General features: G+C 43.3%; 20 protein-coding genes and 1 pseudogene. 12 read left to right on the forward strand and 9 right to left on the reverse strand.

What is annotated here, in order from left to right; genetic code table 11:
- Positions 1-30: 30 nt before the first annotated feature.
- The 6 genes from rluB to B3R63_RS09405 all read right to left on the reverse strand — a co-directional run bounded on the left by rluB (position 31) and on the right by B3R63_RS09405 (position 4,312).
- Entirely contained in the window at positions 31-936 is a 906-nt protein-coding gene (rluB, locus tag B3R63_RS09380; protein ID WP_005018857.1) for a 23S rRNA pseudouridine(2605) synthase RluB, read from the reverse strand.
- Between the two features lie 41 nt (positions 937-977).
- Positions 978-1,568 (reverse strand): SMC-Scp complex subunit ScpB, encoded by a 591-nt coding sequence (gene scpB / locus B3R63_RS09385; RefSeq protein ID WP_248136670.1) that lies wholly within the window; start codon positions 1,566-1,568, stop codon positions 978-980.
- Positions 1,565-2,356 carry a segregation and condensation protein A gene (locus B3R63_RS09390; protein WP_248136668.1) on the reverse strand — a complete coding sequence of 264 codons (792 nt, stop codon included), beginning with the start codon at positions 2,354-2,356 and terminating at the stop codon, positions 1,565-1,567. The genes scpB and B3R63_RS09390 overlap by 4 nt, the downstream gene beginning before the upstream one ends.
- A 237-nt stretch (positions 2,357-2,593) precedes the next feature.
- Positions 2,594-2,863, reverse strand: a complete 270-nt coding sequence (locus tag B3R63_RS09395; RefSeq protein ID WP_286729967.1) for a hypothetical protein — start codon at positions 2,861-2,863, stop codon at positions 2,594-2,596.
- Between the two features lie 74 nt (positions 2,864-2,937).
- A complete protein-coding gene (locus tag B3R63_RS09400; RefSeq protein ID WP_005018864.1) occupies positions 2,938-3,555 on the reverse strand; it encodes an L-threonylcarbamoyladenylate synthase in 618 nt (205 codons plus the stop codon).
- Between the two features lie 94 nt (positions 3,556-3,649).
- Positions 3,650-4,312 carry an elongation factor P hydroxylase gene (locus B3R63_RS09405; RefSeq protein WP_111282159.1) on the reverse strand — a complete coding sequence of 221 codons (663 nt, stop codon included), beginning with the start codon at positions 4,310-4,312 and terminating at the stop codon, positions 3,650-3,652.
- A 97-nt stretch (positions 4,313-4,409) separates the two neighbouring features.
- On the opposite strand from B3R63_RS09405, the gene B3R63_RS09410 reads away from it, so the two are divergent.
- The 6 genes from B3R63_RS09410 to lysM all read left to right on the forward strand — a co-directional run bounded on the left by B3R63_RS09410 (position 4,410) and on the right by lysM (position 8,159).
- On the forward strand, positions 4,410-4,967 hold the full coding sequence (locus tag B3R63_RS09410; RefSeq protein ID WP_005018869.1) for a YceD family protein: 558 nt from the start codon (positions 4,410-4,412) through the stop codon (positions 4,965-4,967).
- A gap of 73 nt (positions 4,968-5,040) precedes the next feature.
- Positions 5,041-5,226: a 50S ribosomal protein L32 gene (gene rpmF, locus B3R63_RS09415; RefSeq protein ID WP_000290730.1), complete on the forward strand. Its 186-nt coding sequence runs from the start codon at positions 5,041-5,043 to the stop codon at positions 5,224-5,226.
- Between the two features lie 154 nt (positions 5,227-5,380).
- Positions 5,381-6,367, forward strand: coding sequence for an ACP S-malonyltransferase (gene fabD, locus B3R63_RS09420; protein ID WP_286730469.1), 987 nt, complete (start codon positions 5,381-5,383; stop codon positions 6,365-6,367).
- The gene (gene fabG, locus B3R63_RS09425; protein WP_286730471.1) at positions 6,364-7,098 is read left to right on the forward strand and encodes a 3-oxoacyl-ACP reductase FabG; all 735 of its coding nucleotides are present in this window, start codon (positions 6,364-6,366) and stop codon (positions 7,096-7,098) included. Before fabD ends, fabG begins: the two co-directional genes overlap by 4 nt.
- 85 nt (positions 7,099-7,183) lie before the next feature.
- On the forward strand, positions 7,184-7,423 hold the full coding sequence (gene acpP, locus B3R63_RS09430) for an acyl carrier protein (RefSeq protein ID WP_005018879.1): 240 nt from the start codon (positions 7,184-7,186) through the stop codon (positions 7,421-7,423).
- Between the two features lie 220 nt (positions 7,424-7,643).
- On the forward strand, positions 7,644-8,159 hold the full coding sequence (gene lysM, locus B3R63_RS09435) for a peptidoglycan-binding protein LysM (protein ID WP_005018880.1): 516 nt from the start codon (positions 7,644-7,646) through the stop codon (positions 8,157-8,159).
- Positions 8,160-8,242: 83 nt separating this feature from the next.
- Here the strand turns inward: lysM and B3R63_RS09440 are convergent, their stop codons facing one another.
- Entirely contained in the window at positions 8,243-9,010 is a 768-nt protein-coding gene (locus B3R63_RS09440; protein ID WP_286730472.1) for a hydroxymethylpyrimidine/phosphomethylpyrimidine kinase, read from the reverse strand.
- 99 nt (positions 9,011-9,109) lie between these two features.
- On the opposite strand from B3R63_RS09440, the gene B3R63_RS09445 reads away from it, so the two are divergent.
- Positions 9,110-9,766 carry an HAD-IA family hydrolase gene (locus B3R63_RS09445; RefSeq protein ID WP_005027511.1) on the forward strand — a complete coding sequence of 219 codons (657 nt, stop codon included), beginning with the start codon at positions 9,110-9,112 and terminating at the stop codon, positions 9,764-9,766.
- 124 nt (positions 9,767-9,890) lie between these two features.
- Here B3R63_RS09445 and hemJ read toward each other — a convergent pair whose 3' ends face one another.
- Together hemJ and B3R63_RS09455 are read right to left on the reverse strand one after the other, a co-directional pair.
- Positions 9,891-10,340 (reverse strand): protoporphyrinogen oxidase HemJ, encoded by a 450-nt coding sequence (hemJ, locus tag B3R63_RS09450; protein ID WP_005018886.1) that lies wholly within the window; start codon positions 10,338-10,340, stop codon positions 9,891-9,893.
- A complete protein-coding gene (locus B3R63_RS09455; RefSeq protein WP_005018889.1) occupies positions 10,340-11,569 on the reverse strand; it encodes a beta-ketoacyl synthase N-terminal-like domain-containing protein in 1,230 nt (409 codons plus the stop codon). The genes hemJ and B3R63_RS09455 overlap by 1 nt, the downstream gene beginning before the upstream one ends.
- 291 nt (positions 11,570-11,860) lie before the next feature.
- Here B3R63_RS09455 and B3R63_RS09460 point away from each other — a divergent pair, with 291 nt between their 5' ends.
- From B3R63_RS09460 to B3R63_RS09480, 5 genes and pseudogenes are all read left to right on the forward strand, one after another.
- Positions 11,861-13,330, forward strand: coding sequence for an EcsC family protein (locus B3R63_RS09460; protein WP_286730474.1), 1,470 nt, complete (start codon positions 11,861-11,863; stop codon positions 13,328-13,330).
- 159 nt (positions 13,331-13,489) lie between these two features.
- Positions 13,490-13,864: a 30S ribosomal protein S12 gene (gene rpsL / locus B3R63_RS09465; RefSeq protein WP_000246374.1), complete on the forward strand. Its 375-nt coding sequence runs from the start codon at positions 13,490-13,492 to the stop codon at positions 13,862-13,864.
- Positions 13,865-14,028: 164 nt separating this feature from the next.
- The gene (gene rpsG / locus B3R63_RS09470) at positions 14,029-14,499 is read left to right on the forward strand and encodes a 30S ribosomal protein S7 (RefSeq protein WP_004655203.1); all 471 of its coding nucleotides are present in this window, start codon (positions 14,029-14,031) and stop codon (positions 14,497-14,499) included.
- 132 nt (positions 14,500-14,631) lie between these two features.
- The gene (gene fusA / locus B3R63_RS09475; RefSeq protein ID WP_005027507.1) at positions 14,632-16,770 is read left to right on the forward strand and encodes an elongation factor G; all 2,139 of its coding nucleotides are present in this window, start codon (positions 14,632-14,634) and stop codon (positions 16,768-16,770) included.
- A gap of 94 nt (positions 16,771-16,864) precedes the next feature.
- Positions 16,865-16,940, forward strand: a pseudogene (locus tag B3R63_RS09480) (elongation factor Tu); the annotation flags it as partial.

A 16,940-nucleotide genomic window follows, 5' to 3' on the forward strand; every position in this document is an offset into this window, starting at 1 on the left:
CTTTTTTGTTTAAAGCAGTAAAAGACCGTTTTAAAATTTCTTCGGACTATAAGGCTTGCGTGGTGCAGCAGTTTGTTCTGTTCCTTCATTCTCGCGGCGCTGTTGACGCAAATAACCACCGCGGCGGGCTGCCATAGGTTTTTCAGCCATACGTTCAGTACGACGTTTTGCCATGCCATACAGGCCAGTACCTTGACGCGGTTTAAGCTCAACCGACTTGGTCAGGTTGTCGATATCTGCTTTATCCAGCTCAATCCAGCGCCCAGTGCGCAGCTCGCGCGGCAGAATAACCGTGCCATAGCGAGTACGTAAAAGACGACTTACTTTTAAACCCTGTGATTCAAAAATACGGCGAACTTCACGGTTACGTCCTTCTTTAACCACGACCTGGTACCAGCGGTTAATACCATCACCACCAATTTCAGAAAAAGATTCAAACTTGGCTGGGCCATCATCTAGCACGACGCCATTTAGCATATTCTGACGGATCTGCGGGGTAACTTCGCCCATAACACGGACTGCGTATTCACGTTCGATCTCATTTGAAGGATGCATCAGACGATTTGCAAGCTCACCATCATTGGTAAACAGTAAAAGGCCGGTAGAGTTAATGTCCAGACGGCCTACCATAACCCAGCGGTCATTGGCGATTGTAGGCAAATGATCAAATACAGTCGGACGTGACTCTGGGTCATTGCGTGAGCAGATTTCACCTTCTGGCTTATAGTAAATCAGAACGCGACGACGAATCTCATCTTCAATCTGAAATTGCACCTTACGGCCATCAATACGCAATTCGTCGCCTGGTTCAATACGCTCACCGACCTGAGCAACACGACCATTGACACTTACGCGACCAGCAGCAATGACCTCTTCCATATAACGGCGAGAACCTAGCCCGATACGTGCTAGGACTTTTTGCAATTTTTCACTCATGACAGCATAACCTTAGAAATAATTATCAACAGTCCACCTATTCATGACAGTGCTGCATTAGCATCAAGCGTCATGAAAGCTTCCTTGGCATCCTGCAGGGGAGGCAATTGACCTAATGAAGCCAGGCCAAAAGCATTTAAAAATTGAGACGTCGTCACTAACAACGCGGGGCGTCCCGGAATCTCTCGGAAACCGGATTCTTTAATCCAGTTCCAGTCAAATAATGTTTTCAAAATCTGGCTATTATTCGAAACTCCGCGAATCTGTTCAATATCTGCACGTGTAACAGGCTGATGATAAGCAATGACAGCCACTGTTTCGAGCAAAGATGGGGAAAGCCGGGTTGGCCGCTCCGGCCAGGTCTGGGCAATAATCTGTTTGTATCTGGCACGAACCTGAAAACGAAAGCCCTGAGCACTTTCGACCAGCTCAATTGAACGGCCATGTTGTAAAACAGCCAGCTGCTGTAAAAACTGTCGCAACTGCTGTTTATTATACTGGTTCTTGAAAGCTTCTTTAAGCCTCAAAAGACTGACCGGTGCTTCACTGGCAAAAATAATGGCTTCAAGCTGCATCAGAACTTCATGATGCAGCTCATCAACTGAGAATGCTGCACTTTGGTCGATAGTCATGCTACTGCTCCCTGAATAGTCAAGGGTGCTTCTATTCCGCTATGAATAATCTGGATTCTCTGCTGGCGGGTGAGCTCCAAAACTGCCATGAATGTCACCACCATACCCATTTTACCTTGGCTCGGTTTGAGCAGCTCGTCAAAACTTAAGCTTTTGCCTGATTCAATCAATTCTTCAATATAGGCAATCCGCTCTTCAAGTAAAACTGGTTCCTGCTGAATCTGATGAACGACAGGCTCAGGGCGGTTAAAGATGCAATATAGCGCGTCTCGCAGATTTGCAGCATCATAGCCTTCATAAATACTATTTACTGTTCCTAAACTTACATTCACATTGAATGTATCACGTTCCAAAACTGGCATTTGTCCTAAACGTTCAGCTGCCTGTTTAATGCGCAAATAATTTTCGAGCCGGTCAATCAGCTGCTGCTTGGGATCTTTTTCCAGAGTTATAGCAGCAGGTTTAGGTAATAGCAGTCGGGACTTCAAGTCTGCAAGCAAAGCTGCCATGACCATATAGTCCGCAGTCAGTTCAATGTTGAGAGATTTCATGCTATCCATGTAGGACAGATATTGGCTGGCAATTGGTGCGATATCTAACTGCAGTAAATCAAAGCCATTTTTCTGGATCAGGTAAATTAAAAAGTCGAGGGGACCTTCGAAATGTTCAAGTAAAATTTCGAATGCAGCAGGCGGAATATAAAGATCATCTGGAATACTGTGCTGCCATTCATCCATTACGCGGATATAAGGCAACTGTTCCATAGAACTATGGGTCGCTTGATTCATTTCGGTTATAGGCCACGCGAATTTTCAAAGGCATGAAAGCTGGAGAACTTCTAGGATCTTGCACGCAAGAAAGCGAGATCACTAAAAAGCAAAAAATAAGGTGAACGTATTCTAATAGAAAAGCCAGGCTGAATAAATTATAAAAACCATAAAAATGTAAAAAAACTGATAAACCTGCGTGGTAGGCAGGAAAGAATAGGGTGAGCTATAGAAATTGGTAAAGAGCCTTTTTAAAGGTCAGGCATCATTTATGGCGTATTCGATCACTTTCTGACAGCTCTCCCGTAAACAAAGGTTTGTTTTGGTCAGACTAATCAACAGCTCTTCAGCTATATATACTTCTAGAAAATAGCTATAGCTAATATCTTTAATGTTTAGGGTTACGCTCCTGGAGTCTGGTTCTGAGACGACAATTGTTTCAGATTCAAGTGTCCAAGGAAGCTCGGCATAAATAGTGTGATCTTCTGGAAAATTCTCTAAATCAAGAAGGACTTTAAAAAGGTTCATACCAATTGCCTCAGCATCAACTTATCAGATGTTGGGTGCATATGATTTTACAATTGTCCGAGAAAGGGTAAAACCTACTCAAAAGCACTGACATCACCTTCGCCATAGCGGATAATTTCCGGATTTTCTCCAGAAAGGTCTACGATACTGGTGGTGCTTAGCATGCCAAAGCCCCCATCAATGAAAACATCAATACGTTTACCAAGTTGCTGCTCGATTTCGTAAGGGTCATCCAGCGGGTCTTCCTGTCCAGGTAAAATCAGGGTACTAGTGAGTAACGGTTCTCCCAATTCCTGGAGTAACATCTGGCAAATTGGATTACTTGGAATACGTAAACCAATAGTTTTCCTTTTCGGATGCATTAAACGCCGTGGTACTTCACTGGTGGCGGGAAGAATAAATGTAGTAATTGCAGGGGTATTGGCCTTTAACAGCCGATACATGGCATTATCAACCTTGGCATAGGTTGCAATATCGGAGAGGTCACTGCACATAATGGCGTATTGATGTTTAGGCCCTAAACCGCGGATTTGCGCAATACGTTCCATAGCATTTTTATTTCCGATCTGGCAACCAATTGCATAAGCAGCATCGGTGGGGTAGACCACTACATCGCCCGCACGGATCCGTTCGACTGCCTGAGTGATAAGCCGTGGCTGTGGATTCTCAGGATGTACTCTTAAATGAAGCATCTTATTGTTCCTCAAAGTTCACGGACAGTAACTTTCTAAATTATCAGTGCCCAGAGAATTGGGTTACAAGTTTAGATCGGTTGATTTATGTAAATTAATCAAGCATTTCTCTTTTAAATTCGCTGGCCTGTAACATTTCGCCACCACGTATGCAGGTACAAATACAGGAAATCAGATACCAGGCGTCTTTCGGCAGGCGGGCTTCTGCATTCAGGTAGCGGCACACTTGGGCATAGACATTGTCTTTAAATGTATTGCTATTACCACTTTCACCAGTAAGGTTATCTAAAGAGACCCGAAACTTACGGCCAAAAGCTGTGGCAAAAAGCCATTCAATTGCCTGCGGTTTAACTTCAACCTGTTCGAATAGGGCTTGCTGCTCTTTTGTCCGTCCGTCTGGAGCATACCAGTATCCCAGGTCAGCCAGCAGGCGACGCTCTTTACCGGCAATCGTCCAATGGCTGATTTCATGCAGGGCGCTGTTAAAAAAACCATGAGCAAACTGGATGCGGGCAGGAGAGGTATCGGTGGCCGGGAAATATTCTGGTTCAAATTCTCCTCGTACCAGCATGACATTATGGTGGGAAAACCAATAATTAAAGTGTAAGATAAGCCAATCAACTTGCTGTTCTTCTGTATGCAGTGCGTTCCAAGGCAAGAGTTGCAGTGCCGCCAGAGCCGATACCTGCCCAGAAGTGGAGTTGATGCGAACAAGAGACGAAGTTATGACTTCAGGTTGCGGCTGCAACTGATCCATGACTGAATAAACCCAAATGATCTGTCTAAATAAGTACAAAATTGTATCTTAATCTTTGACAGAGTACTGATGAATTTGTAGAATTGCCGCCTTAATTATGTCAGCAAATACCTTTCCGGCACAGATTGAGCCGTTTAAATGGGCTGAACAAGGCTTTACATGGTCAGGTACCCTGCCATTGTCTCGCTTTGTTCGTATTGCTCGTGAAGCTGTTGGACCAATTGATCATCAACTGGTCTCTATAGACTGTAAGCTATCAATGGATGCGTATCATCGTGTCGCGTGGTTTGATGGTCATGTTGAAACGAAAGTTCCAATGGAATGCCAGCGTTGTCTGGAACCGGTGGAAATTTCACTTGTTTCAGACTTTCATATCGCGTTACTGGATGATGAGTCACTGATAGAGCGCTTGGATGAGGATGCTGATTACATCGTTCTAGCTGAGAGTGAAGCTTTGATCAAAGGTGATCCTGATGCACCTGCCCTGATTGATTTGGTCACTCTGCTTGAGGATGAGCTGTTATTGTTGGTGCCACTTTCACCTAAGCATGACGCTTGTGAACATAAGCATCGACCTGCCGAAGAGCATGCCGAAGAAAAGCGTGAAAATCCGTTTGATGTTTTGGCAAGTTTGAAAGGCAAACTTAACTCATAAGTGCTATACTTACAGGTTAAGACAACTGAATTTTTGTTCTGATCCATTTTTTCGATCTTTGTAAGGAGCCATCATGGCCGTTCAGCAAAACCGTAAAAGTCGCTCTCGCCGTGACATGCGCCGTTCACATGACGCTTTAACCGAGAATGCATTAACTGTAGACCAAGCTACTGGTGAAACTCATCGTCGTCACCACGTGACTAAAGACGGTTTCTACCGTGGTCGCCAATTGTTCGCTAAAGCAGCTGATGCTGAATAATGAGCAATAATATGCATTAAGCATCATGCTTAAGTATAGAAAAAATGGGAGCGTATGCTCCCTTTTTTTGTTGTATTTCGCAATTAAAAAACGATGAATTAAATGTTAAATTTCTGCACCGGAAATGAGTGAAGACGAAATAAAGGATTTTTATATGTCTGCTAAACGACTCGAGCAAGTGGCTCAGGCAACAAAAACTGCATTTGTGTTTCCTGGTCAGGGCTCACAAAAAGTCGGCATGCTCGCTGAACTTGCAGAACAGTTTAGTGGTGTGATTGATACTTTTGCGGAAGCTTCAGAGGCTGTGGGTTTTGATCTTTGGCACATTGCACAAAGTGGTGAAGGCCTAGACCAGACAGAAAATACTCAACCGGTGCTATTAACGGCAAGTATCGCCTTGTGGCGTGTATGGCTGGAACTTGGTGGCTTAACACCGAAGTATTTAGCTGGTCACTCTTTGGGAGAATACAGTGCGCTGGTGGCTGCAGAAGCGATGTCTCTGGCAGATGCGGTGAAACTGGTACATTTGCGCGGAAAACTGATGCAGTCTTCCGTACCTCAAGGTGAGGGTGCCATGGCAGCAATTCTGGGCCTTGCAGATGAGCAGGTGGTTGAATTGTGTCAGGTTGCTTCACAGGCGGGTCAAGGTTCGGTTGAGGCGGCAAACTATAATGCACAAGGTCAGGTAGTCATTGCAGGAACTGCTGCACTGGTAAGTAACGTCATGGCCCAAGCCAAAGAAAAGTCAGGCAAGGCAATTGCACTTCCGGTATCTGTACCATCACACTGTTCATTAATGAAGCCTGCCGCAGAGAAATTTGCAGAAGCATTGGAACAAACTGCCATTGAGCTACCTGTGCTACCTGTAATACAAAATGTCAGCGCAGAAATCGCGACAGATGTTGGCCAGTTGCGTCAAGCTTTAACTGCACAACTGTACCAGTCAGTTCAGTGGACCAAAACTATGCAATACCTGCAAGAGCATGGTATCCAGTACGTTGTAGAATGTGGTCCGGGTAATGTACTGGCAAATCTGGCAAAGCGTTTACCGAATATTGAAAAAGCATTTCCACTCGACACTAAAGGTCGTATGGAAGATGCATTAAATGCCGTTTTAGTGGCAGAAGGGAAAATCGCATGACACAAGAACGTAAGGTTGCTCTGGTTACAGGTGCAAGCCGGGGCATTGGTGCGGCCATTGCTCAACAACTTATTCAAGACGGTTATTTTGTTGTGGGCACTGCAACTTCGGAAGCAGGTGCCCAAAAGCTGACCCAAGACTTTGCAGAACAAGGTACTGGAGCAGTGCTGGATGTACGTAGTGCCGACGCAATTGATACTCTGGTAACTGAAATTGAGCAGAAATATGGTCCAGTTCTGATTCTGGTCAATAATGCCGGTATTACTAAAGATAACTTATTACTGCGTATGTCAGAAGATGACTGGGATGACATCTTAAATATTCATTTAAAAGCTGTTTATCGTCTATCTAAACGTGTATTAAAAGGCATGACACGTGCCCGTTTTGGTCGCATCATCAATATCAGTTCAGTGGTAGCTCATTTTGCGAATCCGGGGCAGGCCAACTATTCTGCTGCAAAAGCTGGTATTGAGGCATTTAGCCGCTCGCTGGCAAAAGAAATGGGTAGCCGCCAGATTACAGTAAACTGTGTGGCGCCTGGCTTTATAGCAACGGAAATGACAGAGCAGTTGAGCGAAGAAATACGTAAGAAAATGAGTGATCAAGTGGCACTGCAACGTTTGGGTGAGCCACAAGATATCGCTAATGCAGTAAGTTTCTTGGCTAGTGAAAAAGCAAGTTACATTACTGGTACAGTTTTACACGTAAATGGTGGTTTATACATGGCTTAAGGCTGATGGATAAACTTTTAAAATAATTGATATTCAATTAAACTAACGGCAATTAAAAACGCCACAAGCAATGAGGAGAATTCCTGTGAGCGATATCGAACAACGCGTAAAACAGGCTGTAGCAGAACAACTCGGTATGCGTGCTGAAGAAATTAAAAATGAAGCATCTTTCATGGATGACTTGGGTGCAGATTCTCTGGACCTGGTTGAACTTGTGATGTCTTTTGAAAATGATTTCGACATTACTATTCCTGATGAAGATTCTAACGAAATCACTACTGTTCAATCAGCAATTGATTATGTTACCAAGAAACTTGCTCAGTAAGTTATCTTTTAGCATGTGCTGATAAAAAGCCACCTTAAGGGTGGCTTTTTTTATTTCATCCTTAATTGAAACAAAAGACTAATAGGTAGTAAGTAGAGCGTAGCAAGTCTTACATAAGTTTACTGTTTACAGCCGAAATAAAACTTAAGTACCTTAAATTGTTCGGTATAAAAATAAGATAGCAATACACAATATTCATCCACTAACATGGAGTAGAACGATGGGACTTTTTGACTTTGTAAAAGGTATTGGTAAAAAGAATGAAGCAAAGGTAGAACAGCATCAAGCTGCTACGCCTGCTAATTCTGCCCCTCAAGCGGCTCCACAGGCTCCACCTAAGGCTGCAGAACCTTCAGCACAACAGATCGCGAATCAGTTACTGGCTCATGTAAAGAGTCTGGGGCTTGGTGTAGAAGGTCTGTCAGTCAGTTATAACAGTAATACTGATTTGGCTACAATCAAAGGCCAGGTGAAAAGTCAGGCAGACCGTGAGAAAATTATTCTGGCCGTCGGTAATATTGATCATGTGGCTCAAGTAGATGATCAGATGACAGTTGCTACACCTGAACCGCAAAGCAAATTTTATACTGTAAAGTCTGGGGATTCTCTCTCTAAAATCTCTAAAGAATTTTATGGTGATGCTAATCAATATAATAAAATTTTTGAAGCTAACCGTCCTTTGTTAAAAAATGCTGATGATATTTATCCAGGTCAGGTTTTACGTATTCCTCAATAGACAGGGCGAGTAAGCAAAAATTGTTGTTTGTATGCTCAATAAAGCAATAATAAAAAGCCCGCTATTTAAGCGGGCTTTTTATTTTAAAAACGTTTTGGTATTTTCTGCCCATCAGGCACTGGAGTTTCTGCATTTTTTAAGACACCAAATAGCCAGGTTTCTGCATGTTGGACTGCCTGAACTAGCTGGTCTCCTAATGCTAAGCGTCCTGCGATAAAGCTTGCCAGTGAGCAGCCAGAACCATGATATTCACCTTGTAATCGTGGACAGTGGCTTTCTGCCACCATTTCACCCTGAATATAAAGTGCATTACGAATATAGTCTGGGGTATTCTCATGCCCACCTTTAACCAGAACGGCTTTTGCACCCATTTCAAACAGTTTTTGGGTGGCAGTTCCCAGGTCATCAATACCAGTTAAAGCCCGCAGTTCGACTGTGTTGGGGGTTAGAATGCTGGCCAGAGGAATAAGCTCTATAAATGCTTTAACTAAAGTTTCCTGATTACCAAGTGAACCGCCACTATTGGCCACCAGTACCGGATCAAGCACATATTGATAATCCGGGTGAGCTCTTAAAAATTCAGCCAGCGCGCTAATATTTTCTGTAGTACCCAACATGCCAGATTTTACACATCGGATAGGTAGGTCGCCAACTACTGCATTGGCCTGCGCTAGTAATAATTCTCGTGAACTTGCCTCAAAACCGAATACTTGTTGAGAGTTCTGTATGGTTAGAGCAGTACAGGCAATTGCAGCATGTGCACCACTTTGCCCAATTGCTTCAATATCAGCCTGCAGACCTGCGCCGCCTGAAGGATCAAGTCCGGAAAAACAAAGAACTGTAGGACGCACTGCCGTATCCTTATTTAATGCAAATTACGCTAGTATAGAATAGTTTACTTCATCTCTCGACCTTAATCCCGCGTTAAACCTACTGAATGACTGTGCAACATGACTATAAAGAATCTGCTGATTGACCTTGATGGCACCCTGACTGATCCTAAGGTGGGAATACATACTTGTATCCGCTATGCCATGGAAAAACTGGGTTATCCCCTAAAGCCCGATCTGGATATTGACTGGACCATTGGGCCGCCTTTAAAAGCATCTTTTGTTAAGCTGCTTGATAATGGAGATGAACAACTTGCTGAGCAGGCTTTGCTGGGGTATCGGGAGCGTTTTTCTGTAGTCGGACTTTTTGAAAATAAAGTTTATCCGGCTGTGTCAGAAACTCTCGGATATCTCCAAGAGCAGGGGTATCAATTATTTCTTGCCACAGCAAAACCTACTATCTATGCCAGACAAATTTTGGAACATTTTCAGCTCGCAGATTATTTTACTCAAATTTATGGAAGCGAGTTGAGCGGTGAGCGTACAAACAAAGCAGAATTAATTGCTTTCATTTTGCAGCAGGAGCAACTTAGGCCACAGGAGTGTTTAATGATTGGAGACCGTGAGTATGATATTTTAGGGGCGCGTTATAATGGCATAAATACAATTGCGGTCGAGTATGGTTACGGTTCCGCAGAAGAACTCATGCAGGCACAGCCTCAATATATGATAAAAAGTTTTGATACATTACCGGCAATTTTAAGTAGGCTGAGCTAAAAAATATGGGAATCAGTTTTTAATTTTATATTTATATAGTTTAAAGGTCTTATACATAAATAAATTTAAAAAGCTGAGACAAATAAAAAAGCCCCGAATCTGGGGTTTTTTCGGTTATTGATAATTAAAAGGGCTTGACCACTACCAGAATAACAATAGCAAACAGTAAAAGGGTCGGCATTTCATTAAAAAAACGCCAGAACTTATGTGTTTTGTAATGTGCATTTCCGATCAGTTTTTTACGGTAATAGCCACAAACAAAATGGTAAATGACCAGTAAACCGACTAATGCTACTTTTAGATAAAACCATAAAGCTTCATGGTAATGATAAAACTGATCCCCCCAGTCCACCAGAAAGTGTGCTGTAATCAGGGTGGCTATCATTGCAGGCCACATAATTCCCCGGTACAACTTACGCTCCATTACTTCAAAGCGCTGATGACTGACTGTATCATCACTCATGGCATGATAAACATAAAGACGTGGTAGATAGAACAGAGCAGCAAACCAGCATACCACGGCAATAATATGTAAAGCCTTTATCCAAAAGAAAGCATCAGAAGGTGCATTCATCAATTATCCCATTTCTTGAAAATCAGGCAGGCATTGACGCCGCCAAAACCAAAACTGTTACTCATTACAGTATTTAGTTTCGCATCACGTTTTTCAAGCACAATATCAAATGGTTTAGCGCCTTCATCCAGTTCGGTCACGTTAATGTTGGGAGCAATGAAGTCATTCTGCATCATTAAAACAGAATAGATTGCCTCATGTACTCCTGCTGCTCCCAGACTGTGACCAGTCATGGACTTGGTTGAGCTGACTGCTGGTACATGGCCTTCGCCAAAAGCGCGTTCCATTGCTTTAAGCTCGGTTACATCGCCAGCAGGTGTTGATGTCCCATGAGTATTCACATAATCGATGCTTTCTATACCATGCTGTTTGGCTTCTTCAAGCGCCATTAAAATACAGCGGGTTGCACCTTCACCGCTTGGCGCTACCATGTCCGCACCATCAGAATTGGCTGCATATGCAACCACTTCAGCAAGGATTTTGGCACCGCGAGCCTGAGCATGTTCAAGAGATTCTAAAACAACAAAACCACCGCCACCTGCAATGACAAAGCCATCACGATCAGCTGAATATGGGCGTGAAGCTTTTTCTGGTGTGTCATTATATTTTGAAGACAATGCGCCCATAGCATCAAATAACAGGCTTTGAGACCAGTGATCTTCTTCACCGCCACCTGCCAGCATTAGGTCCTGTTTGCCTAGCTGAATCAGATTATAGGCATACCCAATTGCATCAGCAGAAGTAGCACAGGCGCTGGTAATAGAGTGCGCCATACCTTGAAGTTTGAATGCAACACCTACGTTAGCAGTAATGGTATTACTCATATTGCGTGGCACAAAAAAAGGTCCGATTTTACGTGCGCCTTTTTCTTCTAGTAACTTGGTCATTTCAACTACAGAAGCTGTTGAGTTACCGCCAGAGCCACCTGCAATGCCGTAGCGTGGATTACCAGCGAGATCTTCTACCTGAAGGCCCGCATTTTCTACTGCAGCCACAGCCGAGTTATAAGCATACATGGCGCATACGCCCATAAAACGTTTCAGTTTACGGTCAATATTGTCAAAGTTCTGTTCTGCAGCTGCACTTACATGGCTTTTGAAATTAAGTTCAGCATAAGTTGGATTAAAACGTGTTCCTGAAATGCCGTTTTGTAAAGAGTGAGTAACATCTTCTAAAGTATTACCAATGCATGAGTTAATACCCATACCAGTGATTACAACACGTTTCATCTACAGTTCCCTTTATGGTGAGGTTATGAGCTTGGCTTGGACACTCTGGCAGGAGCGGGGTTATGCCGGATGCGCTACGCTACTCATCTTTCAAATTGAACTCATAATAACAGAAAGGTTTTTGTTTTCTTATGGCAAATCCTATGCGTATTGCAAGCTATACACGAGTTGCACATAGCATGCTTTGAGTTACCTGCTTATAACTAAAAGAAACACTTTAGAATTGTGTTAAATCTTCACTACACCTAGTATTTACTATCAAATAACTAACTGAATGAAGAGGGGAGATTGATGACGAATACTAATAATAATCAGTCAGCAGGTTTTATTTCCAGTGCTGTGAAAGTGGCTAAAAAGCTCAGTTCTACAGGTTTGGATATGCTGAATCAAGCAACGCCTGGTGGTGCCACTAAGCAGAATGGACAGACAGATCAGAATCAGGTTATTGAAGGCTCTGCTCGTGTAAAAAGTCCAATGGAAGCTAGTCCTAATGATCATCCACAGCATATTTTACGTGATTATGTGCCCAAAATGTCACGTCAACTATTAGGTCGTCATTACAACCGTTTTAATGGTGTTGCTAATTTTATTCCTCCTGAAGTCAGCAACAAAATCTCTGATTATATGTTTGAATGTCTGAGTGAACTCAGTTCACAACTCAGTTCGGTGGAAGCCATTTTAAGCGAGGCAGGTGCCAGTAAACTTGAAGAGCTCGAAAAAGATCCTAAACGTTCAAAACGTTTAAGTCAGGCTCTGGCAGAGCAGAATAAATGGATTGCATCAGTCCAAGGCGCAGTCAGCGGTGCAACCGGTATTGTAGGGGCCGCGGTTGATGTACCAGCATCTCTAGCGTTAGCTCTTAGAACCATTTACCAGACCGGACGGGCGCATGGCTTCGATTTGAAAGAAGATCAGGAAATTGTACAACATGTGCTGCGACAGATTGACATGGGTTTGATTGCTGAAAAACAGGCAATACTGATGGGCCTTAAAGCTGTGAGCGGTATGCTGCAAAATAATGATGTTTCACAGTTACAGCAGCTGTTAGGGTCGAGTAATGATTTTGAAATGCTTAAAAAATGGATCGGGCAGGATGGTCAGCAACAAGATAATCTTACTGTTTTTTCTAAGCTATCTATATTGACTAAACTTACTCCTTTGGCTGGTGCAACAGTTGGCGCAATCTATAGCTGGAAACTGGTTGAAGAGGCCAGCCAAAAGGCACAGACAGCATTTGCTGAAGCACGATCTTATCTAGAGCAGCATAACGACTCTTCACTTTCACCTCTGGAAGCATTTAACCGTTCAGAGAAAGCCTTGGAGCAGGCAAGTCCTGCGGTTTCTGCCAAACCGGAAAAAATTGAACAGCCAGAACAGGTCAACCTTGACAAGATAAAAGAAGTTGAGCTTAAAGACCATGACACGATTGCCAAGGTGAAAGTTCAGAAAAAACCTTCTGAAGAAGAGAAAAAGACAGAAGCTGATATTGAGCAGGAAGTTCAGCAAGATATCGAAAGCTTGGCGGAAGATATGGTGGAGCCTCATGAGGCAGTAGAGCCTCAAAAGACTGCTGTGCCATTAGATGAAGATAACCCGGTAGTTGATGAGGAAGAACTGGTTGCTGGCAATCAGGCTAAACTTGCAGCCGAAGAAGCAATAGATAAGCCTGTTGATCAGGTTAAAGTTGAAACTGGTGACACTACAAACTCTTCTACAGAAGCTAAAGAAGCAGTTACAAAAAACTCTTCTTCGAAAAAATAGGCTAAAAACATAAAAGCTTGATAAATAAGCTTTGTCAGGTACTTGGTCAACATTTGTTATGGCATCAAATGTTGACCATTTTTGTGTCTTGGCTTACAATTGCATGCCCTCAAAAAGTGGTATTTTTTTGAGGTTTTTTATTTACGGGAGAATTGCCATATGGCAACAACAAATCAGTTGATCCGCAAGGGTCGTACGACTTTGGTTGAGAAATCCAAAGTTCCTGCGTTGAAGGCTTGTCCACAACGTCGTGGTGTTTGTACACGTGTTTATACAACTACACCTAAAAAACCTAACTCAGCAATGCGTAAAGTTTGCCGTGTTCGCTTAACTTCAGGCTTTGAAGTATCAAGCTATATCGGTGGTGAAGGCCATAACCTGCAAGAGCACAGTGTTGTTCTGATCCGTGGTGGTCGTGTTAAAGACTTACCAGGTGTACGTTACCATACCGTTCGTGGTTCTTTAGACTGCGCTGGCGTTAAAGATCGTAACCAGTCACGTTCTAAATATGGTGCTAAACGTCCTAAGAAATAATTTCTTAAGGATATAGAGCCACAAACCTTTATCGTCTCGCTTGTCTGATTTCTGCATTTATTTTTGTGAAATTCAAGCGACGTGTAGTAAGGCCAGCGAATGCACACGACACTTTGTGCTACTGCTGGATTAACCTGAAGTGTCATATTTATAGGTAGTTTAAAATGCCAAGACGTCGCGTAGTCGCTGCTCGTGAAATCCTTCCGGATCCAAAATTCAGCAGCCAAACCATCGCTAAATTCATGAACCACGTAATGCAAGATGGTAAAAAATCTATTGCTGAAAGCATCGTTTACGGTGCTTTAGACCGCGTTCAAGAAAAAAACAAAGTAGATCCGGTTGAATTTTTCGAGACTACTCTTGAAAAAGTTCGCCCTATGGTCGAAGTAAAAGCACGCCGTGTTGGTGGTGCTACTTATCAAGTACCTATGGAAGTGCGCCCATCCCGTCGTACTGCCCTAGCAATGCGTTGGTTAGTAGATGCTGCTGCTAAGCGTTCTGAAAAAACTATGGCTTTACGTCTTGCTGGTGAGTTGCTAGATGCAGCTGAAGGTAAAGGCGCAGCGATCAAAAAACGTGAAGATGTGCACCGTATGGCTGAAGCTAACAAAGCCTTCTCTCACTACCGCTTCTAAGCGGTTAAAACAGGCCCTAATCAGGAAGATGATAGGCATGTTTTTCATTGATCTGTCATCAATTCGCTTTAAGTTGCAAAAGTAGCTTAAAGCGTCCTGTTTTAACAACAAAATTTAGGAATGCAAGAAATCATGGCTCGTCAAACCCCAATTTCTCGTTACCGTAATATTGGTATCTCTGCGCACATTGACGCAGGTAAAACAACTACGTCTGAACGTATTTTGTTTTACACAGGTGTTTCTCACAAAATCGGTGAGGTACACGACGGTGCCGCGACTATGGACTGGATGGAACAAGAGCAAGAACGTGGTATTACCATTACTTCTGCTGCAACTACTTGTTTCTGGTCTGGTATGGGTAACCAATTCCCGCAACACCGTATCAACGTAATTGATACCCCGGGACACGTTGACTTCACAATCGAAGTTGAACGTTCTATGCGTGTACTTGATGGTGCATGCATGGTGTACTGTGCGGTAGGTGGTGTACAGCCTCAGTCTGAAACAGTATGGCGTCAGGCAAACAAATATAAAGTACCTCGTTTGGCATTCGTGAACAAGATGGACCGTACTGGCGCCAACTTCTTCCGTGTTGTTGAACAAATGAAATCACGTCTGGGTGCAAATCCAGTACCTGTAGTAATCCCTGTTGGTGCTGAAGATACTTTCACCGGTGTTGTTGACTTGATCGAAATGAAGTCAATTATCTGGGATGAAGCGTCTCAAGGCATGCAGTTTGAATACGGCGAAATTCCAGCTGATCTTCAAGATCTGGCTGAAGAATGGCGTGTAAACATGGTTGAAGCCGCTGCTGAAGCTTCAGAAGAGTTAATGGACAAATACCTGGAAGAAGGTGATCTTTCTAAAGAAGACATCAAGAAAGGTCTACGTGCCCGTACATTAGCATCTGAAATTCAACCTATGCTTTGCGGTTCTGCATTCAAGAACAAAGGTGTTCAACGTATGTTGGATGCAGTAATTGAGTTCTTGCCTGCTCCTACTGACGTTGAAGCGATCAAGGGTATCCTTGACGACAAAGCTGAAACAGAAGCGACTCGTGAAGCATCTGATGAAGCACCGTTCTCTGCGCTTGCATTCAAAATCATGAATGACAAATTCGTAGGTAACCTGACGTTCGTTCGTGTTTATTCTGGTGTATTAAAACAGGGCGATCCTGTATACAACCCGGTTAAATCTAAGCGTGAACGTATTGGCCGTATCGTGCAGATGCATGCCAATGAGCGTCAGGATCTTGATGAGATTCGTGCAGGTGATATCGCAGCATGTGTAGGCCTGAAAGACGTAACTACAGGTGATACTCTGTGTGATGAGAAAAACATCATTACGCTTGAGCGTATGGAATTCCCAGAGCCAGTAATTTCATTGGCTGTTGAGCCAAAAACTAAAGCTGACCAAGAAAAAATGTCAATTGCTTTAGGTCGTCTGGCGAAAGAAGATCCATCGTTCCGTGTTCGTACCGATGAAGAATCAGGTCAGACCATTATTGCCGGTATGGGTGAGCTTCACCTTGACATCATCGTTGACCGTATGAAGCGTGAATTCGGTGTTGAAGCGAATATTGGTAAACCAATGGTTGCTTACCGCGAAACAATCAAAAAGACTGTTGAGCAAGAAGGTAAATTCGTACGTCAAACAGGTGGTAAAGGTAAATTCGGTCATGTATATGTCCGTCTTGAGCCTATTGATGTTGACGAAGCTGGTAAAGAATACGAATTCGCTGAAGAAGTTGTCGGTGGTGTAGTACCTAAAGAATTCTTCGGTGCAGTTGACAAAGGTATTCAAGAACGTATGAAGAATGGTGTACTGGCTGGTTACCCTGTTGTGGGTATTAAAGCGACACTATTTGATGGTTCTTACCACGATGTCGACTCTGACGAATTATCGTTCAAAATGGCAGGTTCTTATGCCTTCCGTGACGGTTTCATGAAAGCAGATCCTGTTCTTCTTGAACCTATCATGAAAGTTGAAGTAGAAACTCCAGAAGACTACATGGGCGACATCATGGGCGACTTGAACCGTCGTCGTGGTATGGTTCAGGGTATGGACGACTTACCTGGCGGTACTAAAGCTATCCGTGCAGAAGTTCCACTGGCTGAGATGTTTGGTTACGCGACTCAAATGCGTTCTATGTCTCAAGGCCGTGCAACATACTCAATGGAATTCGCTAAATATGCTGAAACTCCACGTAACGTGGCTGAAGGCATCATCAGCAAATTCCAATCTGGCGGTAAAAAAGGTGACGACGAGTAATCTTTCGATTACTATAAGCCCAAACTAATTCTTAGTTAAAAACCAAGTGCTCATGGGGTGACCCTCCATGAGTAGTTAATAAAGGAAGATCATCATGGCTAAAGCCAAGTTTGAACGTAATAAGCCACACGTAAACGTGGGCACAATCGGTCACGTTGACCATGGTAAAA

This window comes from Acinetobacter sp. UBA1297 (assembly GCF_002307755.1).
GTDB classification, from domain to species: Bacteria; Pseudomonadota; Gammaproteobacteria; order Pseudomonadales; family Moraxellaceae; genus Acinetobacter; species Acinetobacter radioresistens.